Annotated in this window: 12 protein-coding genes, 1 tRNA gene and 1 pseudogene; 9 read left to right on the top strand and 5 right to left on the bottom strand. The window is 71.5% G+C overall.

Going from position 1 to position 13,603, the window contains the following annotated elements:
- Positions 1 to 21: 21 nt before the first annotated feature.
- The 4 genes from I2501_RS22565 to I2501_RS22550 all read left to right on the top strand — a co-directional run bounded on the left by I2501_RS22565 (position 22) and on the right by I2501_RS22550 (position 4,119).
- Positions 22 to 2,274, top strand: coding sequence for an eCIS core domain-containing protein (locus I2501_RS22565; RefSeq protein ID WP_196195962.1), 2,253 nt, complete (start codon positions 22 to 24; stop codon positions 2,272 to 2,274).
- Positions 2,275 to 2,363: 89 nt separating this feature from the next.
- Positions 2,364 to 2,439: transfer RNA gene (locus I2501_RS22560), tRNA-Arg, on the top strand.
- 94 nt (positions 2,440 to 2,533) lie between these two features.
- Positions 2,534 to 3,496, top strand: a complete 963-nt coding sequence (locus tag I2501_RS22555; protein WP_196195961.1) for an aminoglycoside phosphotransferase family protein — start codon at positions 2,534 to 2,536, stop codon at positions 3,494 to 3,496.
- Between the two features lie 65 nt (positions 3,497 to 3,561).
- Positions 3,562 to 4,119 (top strand): DUF4240 domain-containing protein, encoded by a 558-nt coding sequence (locus I2501_RS22550; protein WP_196195960.1) that lies wholly within the window; start codon positions 3,562 to 3,564, stop codon positions 4,117 to 4,119.
- A gap of 115 nt (positions 4,120 to 4,234) precedes the next feature.
- Here I2501_RS22550 and I2501_RS22545 read toward each other — a convergent pair whose 3' ends face one another.
- On the bottom strand, positions 4,235 to 5,743 hold the full coding sequence (locus I2501_RS22545) for a S53 family peptidase (RefSeq protein ID WP_196195959.1): 1,509 nt from the start codon (positions 5,741 to 5,743) through the stop codon (positions 4,235 to 4,237).
- A gap of 310 nt (positions 5,744 to 6,053) precedes the next feature.
- Between I2501_RS22545 and I2501_RS22540 the strand changes: the two genes are divergently transcribed.
- From I2501_RS22540 to mscL, 3 genes and pseudogenes are all read left to right on the top strand, one after another.
- Positions 6,054 to 6,629, top strand: a complete 576-nt coding sequence (locus tag I2501_RS22540; RefSeq protein ID WP_196195958.1) for a MarR family winged helix-turn-helix transcriptional regulator — start codon at positions 6,054 to 6,056, stop codon at positions 6,627 to 6,629.
- Positions 6,630 to 6,664: 35 nt separating this feature from the next.
- A pseudogene (locus tag I2501_RS22535) lies at positions 6,665 to 8,263 on the top strand (MDR family MFS transporter); the annotation flags it as partial.
- A gap of 118 nt (positions 8,264 to 8,381) precedes the next feature.
- Entirely contained in the window at positions 8,382 to 8,822 is a 441-nt protein-coding gene (gene mscL, locus I2501_RS22530; RefSeq protein WP_196195957.1) for a large conductance mechanosensitive channel protein MscL, read from the top strand.
- A gap of 42 nt (positions 8,823 to 8,864) precedes the next feature.
- Here mscL and I2501_RS22525 read toward each other — a convergent pair whose 3' ends face one another.
- From I2501_RS22525 to I2501_RS22515, 3 genes are all read right to left on the bottom strand, one after another.
- Positions 8,865 to 9,518, bottom strand: a complete 654-nt coding sequence (locus I2501_RS22525; RefSeq protein WP_196195956.1) for a nucleoside/nucleotide kinase family protein — start codon at positions 9,516 to 9,518, stop codon at positions 8,865 to 8,867.
- A gap of 16 nt (positions 9,519 to 9,534) precedes the next feature.
- Entirely contained in the window at positions 9,535 to 10,485 is a 951-nt protein-coding gene (locus I2501_RS22520) for an aldo/keto reductase (protein ID WP_196196043.1), read from the bottom strand.
- Between the two features lie 168 nt (positions 10,486 to 10,653).
- Positions 10,654 to 11,304 carry a bifunctional 4-hydroxy-2-oxoglutarate aldolase/2-dehydro-3-deoxy-phosphogluconate aldolase gene (locus tag I2501_RS22515; RefSeq protein ID WP_196195955.1) on the bottom strand — a complete coding sequence of 217 codons (651 nt, stop codon included), beginning with the start codon at positions 11,302 to 11,304 and terminating at the stop codon, positions 10,654 to 10,656.
- Positions 11,305 to 11,525: 221 nt separating this feature from the next.
- On the opposite strand from I2501_RS22515, the gene I2501_RS22510 reads away from it, so the two are divergent.
- Entirely contained in the window at positions 11,526 to 11,723 is a 198-nt protein-coding gene (locus tag I2501_RS22510) for a hypothetical protein (RefSeq protein WP_196195954.1), read from the top strand.
- Positions 11,724 to 11,777: 54 nt separating this feature from the next.
- On the opposite strand, the gene I2501_RS22505 is transcribed toward I2501_RS22510, so the two are convergent.
- Positions 11,778 to 12,566: a hypothetical protein gene (locus I2501_RS22505; RefSeq protein ID WP_196195953.1), complete on the bottom strand. Its 789-nt coding sequence runs from the start codon at positions 12,564 to 12,566 to the stop codon at positions 11,778 to 11,780.
- 177 nt (positions 12,567 to 12,743) lie between these two features.
- On the opposite strand from I2501_RS22505, the gene I2501_RS22500 reads away from it, so the two are divergent.
- A complete protein-coding gene (locus I2501_RS22500; RefSeq protein ID WP_196195952.1) occupies positions 12,744 to 13,586 on the top strand; it encodes a tyrosine-protein phosphatase in 843 nt (280 codons plus the stop codon).
- Positions 13,587 to 13,603 lie beyond the last annotated feature (17 nt).

Here is a 13,603-nt window from a genome sequence, read left to right as displayed (position 1 = left end):
CAAGGGATCACAAGGATCACGATGAGCACGTACGAGGAGAGTCGCGCCAACAGGCAGCGCGCAGCCCAGCAGGGACGAGCGCCGCAGCCGTCGTCGCCCGCACCGTCGACCTGGGTGGGCTCGTTGCAGGGCGCGGCCGGGAACGCCGCCGTGGTCCAGATGCTTCAGCGCTCCGGGCGTCTCGCCGAGCCGGACGCCGTGCAGGAGGTGGCGCCCGAGCCGGACGCCGGGGCGGCGATCCGAGACGTGACGTCCAGGAGCGGGGCGCCCCTGGATCCGGTGCTTCGCCAGAAGGCCGAGTCGGTGTTCCAGGAGGACTTCTCCGACGTGCGGCTGCACACCGACGTGGTGGCCCAGCGGTCCGCCGAGAGCGTGGGGGCGCGCGCGTACACCGTGGGCAACGCCATCGTCTCCGGTACCAGCACGGTCGATAACCGCACGCTGTTCCACGAGTTGACCCACGTCTCGCAGCAGCGCAAGGGGCCCGTCGCGGGTGCCGACCGCGGCGACGGCGTCCGCGTCTCGGACCCCGGGGACCCCTTCGAACGGGCGGCGAGCGCCAACGAGCGTCTGGCGGATGCGACCGCGCCCGCTCCCGTGTCCACGCCTGCGGCCGCATCCGCCTCCGACGGCGCGGTGCAGCGCAGTACCGCCCAACGCAGCGCGGCGGGGACGGCCACCGTCCAGCGCGTGCGGCGGAACGGCGACGACGCGGAGGACGCGGCCGCAGGCCCCCGTCGCAAGGTGCTGGTGGTCTGCGACGAGAGCGGGCTGGGTCTCGGCGGCGTTCCGGTCTTCAACATGGAGCTGGTCAAGGGGCTCAACCACGACCACGACGTCACCCTGCTCACGGTCGACAACCACGAGGACTACGACCACGGGAAGATGACCCGCCAGCACGGCGGCGCGAGGATCGTCAACGCCTCCGTCCCCGGCGTGGAGGAGGGGCGTGACCGGCTCGACGTCCTGGCGAAGGGCACTCCGGCCGACCACGGCCTGCCCGCCGCGCGGGACGCGTTCGACATCATCGTCGGCCACTCCCGTTTCTCCGGTCCCGCCGCGCAGAAGATCCGCGAGAGCTGGTACCCGGGCGCCCGGGTGGTGCACTTCCTGCACACCAGCCCGGCGCGGCTGGACAAGATCAAGCGTCAGCCGGAGAAGGGGGCCAAGAAGGCCACCACGGAACGCAGGTTGATGCACAAGGCCGACCTCGTGGCGGGCGTGGGCCCGCTGCTGGCCAAGGAGGCCGAGCGGCTCTCGGAGCAGATCCTGCGGGTTCCCGCACTGCACGGTTTCGTGCCGGGGACCGAGATCGGGACGCCGGTCGAGCCGTCGATGCTCAACAAGACCAAGTACCTGCTGCACCTCCCGAGGAAGCTGAAGCTGCTGCTCCCCGGACGCGCGACGGACGAGATCAAGGGCGTCGAGGCGGCGGTCCAGGCCGTCGGCATCCTGCGCCGGCCGCGGGCCAAGGGCGGCCACGGCCTCGACGTCCGCCTGACAATCCGCGGCGGACCGGACCCGGAGAAGAACGCGGCCGAGCACGCCAAGTGGATGGGCATCATCGCCGCGCATGGCGAGGGCGGCGTCACCATGCTCCCCTTCAGCAAGAACCCGGCGGACCTGGAGCAGGACCGGGAGCGCACCCACGCGCTGATCATGCCGTCGCTGCACGAAGGCTTCGGCCTGGTCGCCACCGAGGCGGCGGGCCGCAGCATCCCCGTCCTGGTCAACGGGGAGAGCGGCGCGGCGCAGTTCCTGAAGCAGGTGACCGACTACAGCGACGGCATGACCGTCGACGCGCCGTTCAACATCGACTCCGCGAGCGGCAACGAGGCCGACGGCGGCAGCGACCAGCGGGCGCAGGCGTGGGCCGCGGCGATCGCGACGCTGCACCGCAGGCTGCCGGCCGCGCGCGGCGACGCCGATCGGCTCTACGAGGTCCTGAAGAGCTTCACCTGGCGGCATGCCGCCCAGGCGCTGGTGACCGCGACCATGGACACGGCCGCGCCGCTGCAGTCCGGCGAGAACCCCGAGGACCACCCCCACCACGGTGCGGTCACCCAACAGGCCCCGGGCGGCCGCGTGGAGAAGCTGAGGAGCCGCGGCGACTGGCAGGCCCACGACTTCTGGGACGGCTCGACCCCGGAGCCGACCACCGGCCTCTGGAGCGAGGCGGAGCAACTCGCCCGGCTGTCGGAGCTGGCGGGCGTCCTGGACCTGAGCGGAGCGCCTACCGCACCGTCCTCGCTCGAACGGCGGTCGACGCGGTAGGGCTGGGCGGTCGTGTAAAGTTCTCTCCGTAAGGCCGCAAGGGACGGACGCGAGAAAGCCCCGGGCAGCCGAGCGGAACAACAGAACACGCGCTCGTAGCTCAACGGATAGAGCATTTGACTACGGATCAAAAGGTTGCAGGTTCGAATCCTGCCGAGCGCACCAGCCCTGAGGCCCCTCCCGATTCGCCCGGGAGGGGCCTCAGGCGTTTCCTGCCCGGGGGCCGGACGGCCGCCACCGCCAACTATCGTGGTCGCGCATGACGGTGAGCGAGACCGAGATCACAGCCGAGCTGGTCGGGGCACTGCTCCGCGACCAACACCCCGACCTGGCCGACCGGCCCGTGAGGCTCGGCGCCCGTGGGTGGGACAACCAGCTGTGGCGGCTCGGGGACGATCTCGCCGTGCGACTGCCCTGGGCGACGGAGACCGCGGACGCGTTGTTGCGCAAGGAGTACGCGTGCCTGCCCGCTCTCGCTCCGCGCCTGCCGCTGCCGGTACCCGTGCCGCAGCGGCTCGGTGAGCCGTCCGCACGGTTTCCGCGACCGTGGATCGTCACCACCTGGGTGCCGGGCGAGCCCGCCGACCGGGTCCCCGCGACCCGCGCGGCGGAGGCGGCGGACGCGCTTTCCGGTTTCCTGACGGCTCTTCACCGGCCGGCTCCCGTCGGAGCGCCTCTCGGCCGCGACCGTGGTGGGCCGTTGGCTGAGCACGACGAGGGGTTCGTCGAGGGGCTCTCCCACGCCGCCGGGCTGGGCTTGATCCCGGACCCGGCCGCCGTCCGCGCCGTCTGGGACGACGCGGTCGCCGCGCCGGCGTGGGCGGGTCCGCCGCTGTGGCTCCACGGCGACCTGCACCCGGCCAACGTCCTCACCGCCGACGGCACGTTCTGCGGCGTGATCGACTTCGGCGACCTGTGCGCGGGCGACCCCGCCTGGGACCTCGCCTCGGCGTGGCTGCTGCTGCCGGACGGCGGCGTCGACCGCTTCCTCGCCGGATACGGGCGGACCTCGGGCGCAGGGACCCTCGACCCGGGAACCCCCGTCGCGGGAACCCTCGACGCGGCGACTGTGCGCCGTGCCCGGGGCTGCGCGGCGGGGAAGGCCCTCGCCTGCATCCTCATCGGAGACGCCGGTGACCACGGCCGCCCCGGCGGCAAGCCCACCTGGGGCCCTCCCGGCCACGCCGCGCTGCGACGGCTGACGGCAACGGCCCACCGCTGACGGCTGACCGCTCACCGCTGGGCCGGGGCCCCGGGATTGTCAGTGGTGCGTGCCATGCTCCGGATATGGAGTCGCGGGAAGCGTGGTGGCAGCTCATCGACGAGGCGCGGGCGCGGGTGGCCGGCGCGGGGGTGGACGAGATCGCGGGGGCGGCGACGCGGTTGCTGGCCGAGCGGGGCGTGGGGCAGATAGTCGCCGCGCAGCGTGAGCTGTGGTCGTTGATGGCCGAGTCGTACCGGAGCCCGCTGTGGGCGGCGGCGTATCTGATCAACGGGGGGTGTTCCGACGACGGGTTCGACTACTTCCGGGGGTGGTTGATCCTGCAGGGGCGGGAGGTGTTCGAGCGTGCGGTTGCGGCGCCGGACACTCTCGCTCAGCTCCCGGCGGTCCAGGCCGCTGCGCGCCACCGGGAGGAGCTGGACGGCGAGGAGGCGCTCGGCATCGCCTGGCGGGCTCATCTCGCCGCGACCGGTGAGGAGTTGCCGCCCGGTTCGTTCAGCGTGCGCTTTCCGGAGCTGGACCAGGCGTGGAACTTCGACTTCGACGACCTCGGCGAGATGCGCCGCCGCCTGCCGCGGCTGACGGCGCTCTACGCGGGCGAGGAGCGGGAGGCGGCGGTCTGAGCGACCGCCGGAGCGATCGGCGGGTGATCGGCGGGTGACCGCCGCATGCGCGCGCCCCCGGCCGGGGGGACGGGGGCGCGCTGGGGGGAGGGAACAGGTGGAGGCAGGGCCGCCGTCAGTGCGAGGCGGCGACCAGGTCGGGCAGCAGCAGCGCCGCGTTCGGGGTGCCGAGGCCGGTGACCGGGTCCCAGCCGGTCGACGCCGGGTAGCCGGGGACGGTGGTGCTGGTGGTGTTGTTGCCGACGGTGATGTCGTTGAAGTCGGCCGCGTACTGCGTCGGGTTGGCGGCGACCTTGTACAGCGCCGGGTTGATCGGGCCCAGCCCGCCGCCGTTGATCTGGTCCGCGATGGCGACCAGGCCCGCCCACTGCGGGCATGCCAGCGAGGTGCCGCCGATGTCGTACCAGCCGCTGCTGCACGGCGTGGAGCCGCAGCTCAGGCCGCTGCTGCCGTCCGGCGGGAGGGAGACGTAGACCAGCCCGCCGGTGGAGGAGCTGGCCTGGAGCGAGATGTCGGGGACGCCGCGCATCGCGCCGATCGCGGTGCTGCCCGCCGGGAGGGTGTCCTGGTAGGACGGGCGGCTGAAGATCGCGCTGTAGCCGCCGCCGGAGTCCGTCCAACCGACCTCCGCCTGACCGACGTTGGTCTGGCAGGCGGCCGGGTTGCTGGTGCTGTCGACGGTGCGTCCGCTGGTCGCGGTCGCGTCCGTGCAGAGGTAGGTGCCGCCGACGCCGGTGACCAGCGGGTCGGAGGCGGGCCACTCCACGCTCGGGTAGGGGATGGGCGTGCCGCCCTTCTTCACCGGGCTCTTGGTGGAGTCCGAGGTCCCGTTGTCGCCGGAGGACCCGAGCACGGTGACGCCGTTGGCCGCCGCGTCCTGGAACGCGTAGCGGAGGTTCTGCAGCGCCGCCGTGCTGCTGAACGCGCCCTCGGCGGAGGCGAAGGACTGCGAGATCACGTTGGCCAGGTGGTGCTGCACCACGTAGTCCTCGGCGGCCATCATCTGCGGCATTCCCTGGACGCCCAGGGTCTCCGCGGTCGGTGTGGTCACCAGCAGGATGTTGGCGCCGGGGGCCATCGCGTGCGCGGTCTCGACGTCGAGGGAGACCTCCAGGTCCCAGCCGGCCTTGTTCTCCTGGCCGGTGCCCTTGCTCTGCGGCGGCGGGGCGACGGTCGCGGGCGAGCCCTGGAGACTGAGCTGGCTGAAGGTCGGCATGCCGGAGGCGCAGCTGACGGACTCCTCGCCGCACATCGGGGCGACGCCGAAGGCCTGGTCGTAGACGTGCAGGTCGTGGGCGATGGTGTCGCTGCCGTAGGAGTCGACGATGGCGATGGTCATCCCGCGACCGTCGTAGCCGGCCGCGGTGAGCGGGCCGGTGTTGTACGCGGCGTGCACGGACGCCGGGTCGAAGCAGCGGCGACCGGCCGAGGAGCACTGGGCCTCCGTCGGCGGGGTGGTGCCGGTGGTCATCTGCGTGTACTCGGCGACCGTCGGCCGGAGCAGGGGATACGCGGCCGGGCCGGCCGCCGACGCGGCGGTGCCCGCACCGATGCCTGCGCTCGGAACGGCCAGGGTGAGGCCGCCGACGACCACCGCCAGCAGGCGGCGCACGGGTGGAACCATGGAGAACCCTCCAGAGGGGTGTGAGGGAGCATCAGGTTCGTGCGGGCCAACGGTAGAGGCGGCCGGGGACGTCTGGGTCGTAGATGTCAGAGATGACACAGGAGCTGACACAGACGTGCAACACGCCCGTTCGATCGCTCCCCGTCCCTCGTCATCACTCCCAATCACTCCCGATCACTCCCGCCCCAGGGCAGCACAACGCGCCGTGGTGGCACTCCTTGATCCTTTGGCTTATTGGGTTTGCCAACCGAAAGATGTGGAGTACATTTACTTGCTAGGAACAAGCAACTAAGCACCTGAGGGGGTCGGCATGGCCGCGCAGCAGACGCAGCAGACCGCCACCGCCGACGAGGCCGCGGCGCAGCTCGGTGAGCAGCTCGGACGGTTCTTCCGTCTGATCGCCGCCTGGAAGCACCGCTCGCGCGACGAGCAGGGCGGCGACCGCCTGCTGCTCGCCACGCTGGTGCGCTGCGGGCCCAAGCGCGCCACTGATCTCGCCGCCGAGACCTATCTGGACCTCTCCACCGTCAGCCGTCAGATCCGCTCGCTCGTGGACCGCGGCCTGGTGGAGCGCACGCCCGACCCGGAGGACCGCCGCGGCGTCGTGCTGTCGGTCTCGCCCGAGGGCCTGGCGGCCTTCGAGGGCTACCGGGACCAGCGCAACGACGAACTGGCCGGGATGCTCCAGGAATGGCCGGGGGAGGACCGCCACGACCTGGTGCGCCTCTTCACCCGCCTGAACGACGACTTCGCCCGTCACCACGACGAGTACTTCAGCCAGCACCACCCCCAGCACCACCACTCGCACCATGGCCAGCAGCACGCGAGCGCGCACCCCGCGACCAGCTCTGCCGGAGCCCAGGGAGCCAAGGGAGCAGCCCAGTGAGCAACAGCAGTACGGCCGCGGCACCAGAGCGGTCCATATCCGACGACGCCGCCAAGAACGGCCTGACCCATCGCCAGATCCTGACGATCCTGTCGGGTCTGATGATGGGCATGTTCCTGGCCTCGCTCGACCAGACCATCGTCAGCACCGCGATCCGGACCATCGCCGACGACCTGCACGGTCTGAGCGAGCAGGCGTGGACCACCACCGCGTACCTGATCACCTCGACCATCGCGACGCCGCTCTACGGCAAGCTGTCCGACATCTACGGACGCAAGCCGTTCTTCCTCGCCGCGATCAGCATCTTCGTGGTCGGCTCGATCGCCTGTACCTTCTCGACCTCGATGATCGAGCTGTCCGCGTTCCGTGCCTTCCAGGGCATCGGCGCCGGTGGTCTGATGTCGCTGGCTCTGGCGATCATCGGCGACATCGTGCCGCCGCGTGAGCGGGCCCGCTACCAGGGCTACATCCTCTCGGTCTTCGCCACCTCGACGGTGCTCGGCCCGCTGGTGGGCGGCTTCCTCGCCGGTCAGGGCAGCATCCTCGGGATCACCGGCTGGCGCTGGGTCTTCCTGGTCAACGTGCCGATCGGCCTGGCCGCGCTGTTCGTCGTCTCCAAGGTGCTCAACGTCCCCCACAACCGCCGCGAGCAGCGGATCGACTGGTGGGGCGCGGTGACCATCGCCATCGGTGTGGTGCCGCTGCTGCTCGTCGCCGAGCAGGGGCAGACGTGGGGCTGGTTCTCCGCCAGGTCGCTGGCCTGCTACGGCATCGGCGTCGTCGGCACGCTCGCCTGGATCCTCGTCGAGCGCCGGATGGGCGATGCGGCGCTGATCCCGATGCGCCTCTTCTCCAACAAGGTCTTCAGCCAGACCAGCCTGCTGTCCGTGCTCGTCGGTATGGCCATGTTCGGCGCGATGCTGATGATCCCGCAGTACCTGCAGATCGTGAAGGGCGCGAGCCCGACCAAGTCCGGTCTGATGATGCTGCCGCTGATGCTCGGCATGATGATCACCTCGATCGTCGTCGGCCGAACGATCGCCCGGACCGGTCACTACAAGGTCTTCCCCGTCGTCGGCACCGCCGTGATGATCGTCGCGATGCTGCTCTTCCACTTCGAGGTGCAGTGGAACACTCCGCTCGCCCCGACCATGGCCTACATGGCGCTCTTCGGCATCGGCCTCGGCTGCGTGATGCAGACGCTGACGCTGTCGGTGCAGAACGCCGTCCCGGCGCAGGACATGGGTGTGGCGACGGCCTCGTCGACCTTCTTCCGTCAGCTCGGCTCGACCGCCGGTACCGCGGTCTTCCTCTCGGTGCTCTTCAGCACGGTCGGCGGCAAGATCACCTCGGCCTTCAAGACGGCTGAGACCACCCCGGCCTTCCAGCACGCGGTGGCGCAGAACCCGCACGCGCTCGCGGGAGCCAACTCGTCCTCGGTGCTGAGCGACTCCTCGTTCATCCAGAAGCTGCCCGACGCGCTGGCCGCGCCGTTCAAGATGGGCTTCGCGGACTCGATGCACCTGGTCTTCCTGCTGGCCGCGGGCATCGCGGTGGTCGCCTTCCTGCTGACGCTGATCATCAAGGAGGTGCCGCTCCGCAAGGTGTCCGGCATCCAGGCCCAGGCTGCGGCGGCCGAATCGGAAATGATCTGACAGACCGAACAAATGCCGCATTGATGGCAAGTGTGGATCACTCGACCGTGGTCGGACGCCCCTGTCTGGTCACGGTCGAGTGGTACGGTGACGCGCCATGAAGGGTTTCCGGAAGTTCCTCCTCCGCGGCAATGTGGTCGATCTGGCCGTCGGTATCGTCATCGGTGCGGCGTTCACCGCAGTGGTGAATGGTTTCGTCACCGCGTTCCTGACGCCGATCATCGGCCTGGTCACCCGGCAGTCGGGCAACTTCAACAACGCCGTGTTCAACGTCAACGGCGTGAAGTTCCCCTACGGGGCGTTCATCGGTGCGGCCATCAGCTTTGTGATCGTCGCGGCGGTCGTCTACTTCTGCGTGGTGCTGCCCGTCAACAAGCTGACGGAGAAGTTCACCCCCGCGTCCGAGGACGTCGAGGCGCCGAAGAAGGACTGCCCCGAGTGCCTCAGCTCCATCCCGGTCGCCGCCACCCGCTGCTCCTTCTGCACGGTCGAGCTGGCCGAGGCGCGGCAGCCCGCCGTGAGCCTGCCCAAGCAGTAACCAGCACGAACGAGAGCAAGCGCGGGCTGGAACCGGCCCGGATCACGCCCTGACCACGAGTGCGGGTCGACGAGGATCGTCGGCCCGCACCGTCATGTCCGCGGCCTGTTCGGGCTGGACCTCCGCGTCGTAGCGGGCGAGCGCGGGCAGGGTCCAGTGCTCGTCGGCAGCGGTCCGCCGCTCCAACGCGGCGGCGGAGAGCCGCAGATGGACCGTCAGGTCCAGCGGGAACCAGCGGCCCAGCAGCATCGGCCCGTCCAGCAGCACCACGCCGCCCGGCGGCAGCGCGAGCCGGGCGGCGCGGGTGGCCCGGTCGGCGACCGGGTCCCACAGGGACGGCAGGACCTCGCCGCTGCCGCCCGGCTCGGTCGGGTCGAAGACCTCGCGGAAGAGCGCGCCCGCGTCCAGCCAGCGGTCCAGGTAGGCGTCGGGGTCCCGGTGGCCGAACTCGAAGCGCAGCGAGGCCGGGCGCAGGAAGTCCCGCGCCCGGATCCGCTGCACCGGCCGCCCGCGCAGCCGCAGCGGCTCGACCAGCGCGTCGGCCAGCTCGCCCGGACGCGCGGCGTCCGCGCCGTCGACCGCCACGCGCAGCCACGACGGCTCGCCGTGGTTCCCCTCGGACGCGGCTCCCAGAGTGTCGATCCGCTCCGCCAACTCCTCGGCGAGCAGCTCGGGTGTCAGCGGGCGGACCTGCATGGGCGGGACCTCCCGCTCAGGCGGACGCGGCGGTCAGCGCGGCCAGCTCGTCGGCAGTCAGGGCCAGCTCCGGGAACGAGACCAGGGCGGGCAGCTGCTCGACCGTGCGGGCCGAGGCGATCGGCGCGGCGATGGTCGGCTGTGCGGCCAGCCACGCCAGCGCGACGGTGGCCTGCTGGACACCGTGCGCCGAGGCGACCGTGTCCAGTGCGGCCAGGACCTTGCGGCCGCGCTCGGTCTCCAGGTGCTTGGCCGCTCCGCCGGCCCGGACGCTGTCGACCGCCGGGCCGTCCGCGCGGTACTTGCCCGTCAGGAAGCCGGCGGCCAGCGCGAAGTAGGGGACGGCGGACAGCCCGTACTCGGCGGCGACGGCGGCCAGTTCGCCCTCGTAGGTGTCCCGCGAGACCAGGTTGTAGTGCGGCTGAAGCGCGACGTAGGAGGCGAGCCCCTCGGCCTTGGCGAACTCCAGCGAGGCGCGCAGACGCGCGGGCGAGATGTTGGACGCCGCGATCTCGCGGACCTTGCCCTGGCGGACCAGCCCGTCGAGGGCGGTCATGATCTCCTCGACCGGCGTCGACTCGTCGTCGAAGTGCGTGTACAGCAGGTCGATCTGCTCGACTCCGAGGCGCTTGAGCGACTGCTCGGTGGCGGCCTTGATGTTCTCCGCCTTGAGGCCCTTGAACTCCGGGTGATGGCCGACCTTTGTCGCCACCACGACCTCGTCGCGGTTGTCGCGGGCGGCCAGCCAGGCGCCGATCACGGTCTCGGACTCGCCGCCGGAGTTGCCCGGCGCCCAGGCCGAGTAGACGTCCGCGGTGTCGACGAAGTTGCCGCCCGCGGCGACGTAGGCGTCCAGGACGGCGAAGGACTGCTCCTGGTCGGCGCTCCAGCCGAAGACGTTGCCGCCGAGGGCGAGCGGGAAGACGGACAGGTCGGAACTGCCGAGCGTGGTGCGGGGAAAGGTCATGTAGGGGTGCAACTTCATGGCGGGGACGGCTGATTCCCGGAACTGGCCAAGATCGTCAAATGTCACACGCGTGACAGTTGGTGATCTTGGTTCGGCGGTGCTGAGCTGCGCAGACGCGGCCCGCTCGGCTGGGCCGCCGCCGCCCCAGGACCGCCGTCACCGCTCCGCTCATCGGCGGATCGCCCGGGGGCGGGCGGACGCGAGGTAGTCGCGGGCACGGCGGGCGAGGCCGTCCTGCGCCTCCCAGCCGGTGTCCCCGGCCGCCGGGCCGAGCAGCGGCGAGCCGACGCCGACCGCGAGCGCGCCCGCGTCCAGGTACTGCGGTACGTCGGTCAGTTCCACGCCGCCGATGGCGATGAACTCGGTCCCCGGGAAGGGCGCGCGCAGATCGCGCAGGTAGCGCGGGCCGCCCATGGCGCTGATCGGGAAGACCTTGACCGCGGCCGCGCCCAACCGCACCGCCGCCATCACCTCGGTCGGCGTCAGCGCCCCGCACAGCACCGGAACGTCCAGCGCCCGCCCGACCGCCAGCACCTCCTCCGCCACGCCGGGCGTGACCAGAAAGCGCGCACCCGCCTCGACGGCTGCCTGAGCCTGCGCGCCGTCGAGGACGGTGCCCGCACCGAGCAGCACCTCGCCGGCGAGCTCGGCGTTGCAACGACGCAGCGCGTCGAGTCCTGCTGGGCTGGAGAGAGTGAGTTCCACCACTCGGACGCCGGAGTCGGCGAGGACGGACGCGCAGGACACCAGCGCGTCGGCATCGGTACCGCGCAGGACGGCCAGCAGCCGGTCCTCGCGGAGGAGTTCGAGTATCGGCACGCTCGGCACCCTACGGCCGAGCCGGGGATTGGTACAGACCTCCTGCGTGCGCTGCGGGCTCGAACGGCCCGCGCGTCCACGGCACTTCTGCAGTTCGTCCCCTGCTCGTCCACGCGTCGTCCGCCGGACGTTCCCACCGGTTCCCTCAGCCGGGCGGCTATTACAGATCTGGGACAGACGGGGGTCCAGGTTCCGGGTCGGATTGGCTAGAGTCAGGCCCCATGTCGAACTACCAGAACTTCCCGCCTGCCAACGAGGACGGCGCCGCGAGCACCCAGATGTTCCGCGCCTTCGTCGACGAGCCCGCCGCGCAGCCGCCGACGGCGCCGAACGAGGGCCGTCGTACCGGCGTGATCGCGCTGTCCGTGATCATCGCCCTGGTCGTCGTGGCCGGTGTCGTCTACCTGGCGATGAAGTAGTCACTCGCACGAGATCATTTCGCGGTCGCTCGGGGGTCAGCGGTCGCTTCGGGGTCAGCTGAGCGTGGCCGCCTCGGTGTCCAGGTGCATGCCCGCCGGGACGCGCCAGGAGTCCAGGCAGACGGTCCAGGTCTCGTCGACCGTGGCGTGCCCGGGAACGGGCGCGGTCAGCGCCTGGCTGGTCTGGTAGGTCCACCAGTCGATCCCCAGCAGGCCGATGACGTGGGTGGCGAAGGTCACCGTCGTGCCGGTCGCGGGGGCGGTCAATCCTCCGCTGTTCACCAGTTGCAGCGTCACCCGCTGGCACCACCGGTCGGCGGTCGCCGCCGTGCTCAGCTTGGCGACCGCGAGGTTGGCCGGCGACTGCGGCGTGGACGAGCTGGGCGGCGCGGACGGCGGCGGGCTGCCGCCGGTACGCCCGTTGCCGCCGCCGGAGCCGCTGCCGTTGCCCGAGCCGCCGGAGCCGGTGCCTGCGGGCGGCGGTGTCGTCGGCGCCGCGCCCCCCGCACTTCCCGTGCTGCCCGTGCTGCCGGTTCCGCCGGAGGCGCCGTTCGGCGCGCCTCCGGCTTGAGTGGTCCCCGTGCCGCCGCTGCCGGTCGTGGTGCCCGAGGATCCTGAAGATCCGGAGGGCGCAGCGGATCCCGAGGGCGCCGACGGGTCCAGGGGGACGAACACCACGCCCTTGCCGGACGGCGTGGACGCGACCGGAGCTGGCGTGCCGCCCCCGACCGCGATGGTCCCGCCGCCGTCGGCGGCACAGGCGGTGAGCCCCAGCAGGGAGGCTCCCAGCAGTCCGCCGACGAGCATGCGCCCGACGAGCAGGCCGGTCACGGGACGCGCCATCGTCGGTCACCCTCCCCAGGAGTCCGGCCCCGGAAGTCCGGGGTCCGTCCGATGTCCGATGGCCCAGTTTACTGATGGGTCGTCAGATGAGAAGAGTCACCGTTGGCCCAGCTCGGCACCGGCCTAGACTTGCGAACGCACGTCCGAGCCCGCCCGAGCCCGCGTTGAGGAGTCCACGTGATCGACCAGGACCGCGTCGCCGACCGCACTCCCGACCGTGCTCCTGGTCGCAGCCTGGGCCTGCAGGGGGCGGTGAACGCCCGTGACCTGGGCGGATACCGCACTGCCGACGGCCGCACCCTCCGCTTCGGCGTCGCCCTGCGCGGCGACGCGCTGCACCGCGCGACGGACGAGGACATAGCCGTCCTGGAGTCGCTCGGCGTCCGCACGGTGGTCGACCTGCGCGGCGGCAACGAGATCGCCGAGAACGGCGCCGACCGCGTGCCCTCCGGCGCGGAGTTCGAGGCCCAGCCGGTCTACGCGACCGACCACGACATCTACGGCGCCCTCCGCGACAGCCTGGCCGGCAAGAACGCGGAGCAGCAGCACGCGCTGCTGGCGGACGGCGGCGCGGAGCGCCTGATGATCGACATGTACCGCTGGTTCGTCGACGAGCCGGAGATCCGTGCCCGCTTCGCCGCGACGGTCAAGGCGCTGTGTCGCCCGGAGCGCGTACCGGTCTTCTTCCACTGCACGGCGGGCAAGGACCGCACGGGCTGGACGGCGGCGATCGTGCTCACCGCACTCGGGGTGGACCGCGAGACGGTCTACAAGGACTACCTGCTCACCAACCCCCGCACGGCGGACCTGATCGACCGGATCCTCGACGCGATGCGCACCCAGGAGATCATGCGCGAGCCCGAACTCATGCTCCCGATCATGCGCGCCGACCGCCGCTACCTCGACGCGGCGTTCGCCGCGGTGGCGGCCGGCTGGCCGAGCTTCGACGCGTTCCTCGCAGACGGCCTGGGTCTCACCGACGCCGACCTCGAAGGCCTGCGCAAGAACCTTCTCGTCTGAGCGCGTGTGGCCTGTGC

The organism is Streptacidiphilus fuscans (assembly GCF_015690355.1).
Lineage (GTDB): Bacteria > Actinomycetota > Actinomycetes > Streptomycetales > Streptomycetaceae > Streptacidiphilus > Streptacidiphilus fuscans.
This window is presented reverse-complemented; position numbering and strand designations above follow the sequence as displayed.

What these genes read in the sequence shown, in the direction of transcription:
- I2501_RS22565 (WP_196195962.1), top strand. Translation starts at nt 22, where the DNA reads ATGAGCACGTACGAGGAGAGTCGCGCCAACAGGCAGCGCGCAGCCCAG.
- I2501_RS22555 (WP_196195961.1), top strand. Translation starts at nt 2,534, where the DNA reads ATGACGGTGAGCGAGACCGAGATCACAGCCGAGCTGGTCGGGGCACTG.
- I2501_RS22550 (WP_196195960.1), top strand. Translation starts at nt 3,562, where the DNA reads ATGGAGTCGCGGGAAGCGTGGTGGCAGCTCATCGACGAGGCGCGGGCG.
- I2501_RS22545 (WP_196195959.1), bottom strand. Translation starts at nt 5,743, where the DNA reads ATGGTTCCACCCGTGCGCCGCCTGCTGGCGGTGGTCGTCGGCGGCCTC.
- I2501_RS22540 (WP_196195958.1), top strand. Translation starts at nt 6,054, where the DNA reads ATGGCCGCGCAGCAGACGCAGCAGACCGCCACCGCCGACGAGGCCGCG.
- mscL (WP_196195957.1), top strand. Translation starts at nt 8,382, where the DNA reads ATGAAGGGTTTCCGGAAGTTCCTCCTCCGCGGCAATGTGGTCGATCTG.
- I2501_RS22525 (WP_196195956.1), bottom strand. Translation starts at nt 9,518, where the DNA reads ATGCAGGTCCGCCCGCTGACACCCGAGCTGCTCGCCGAGGAGTTGGCG.
- I2501_RS22520 (WP_196196043.1), bottom strand. Translation starts at nt 10,485, where the DNA reads ATGACCTTTCCCCGCACCACGCTCGGCAGTTCCGACCTGTCCGTCTTC.
- I2501_RS22510 (WP_196195954.1), top strand. Translation starts at nt 11,526, where the DNA reads ATGTCGAACTACCAGAACTTCCCGCCTGCCAACGAGGACGGCGCCGCG.
- I2501_RS22505 (WP_196195953.1), bottom strand. Translation starts at nt 12,566, where the DNA reads ATGGCGCGTCCCGTGACCGGCCTGCTCGTCGGGCGCATGCTCGTCGGC.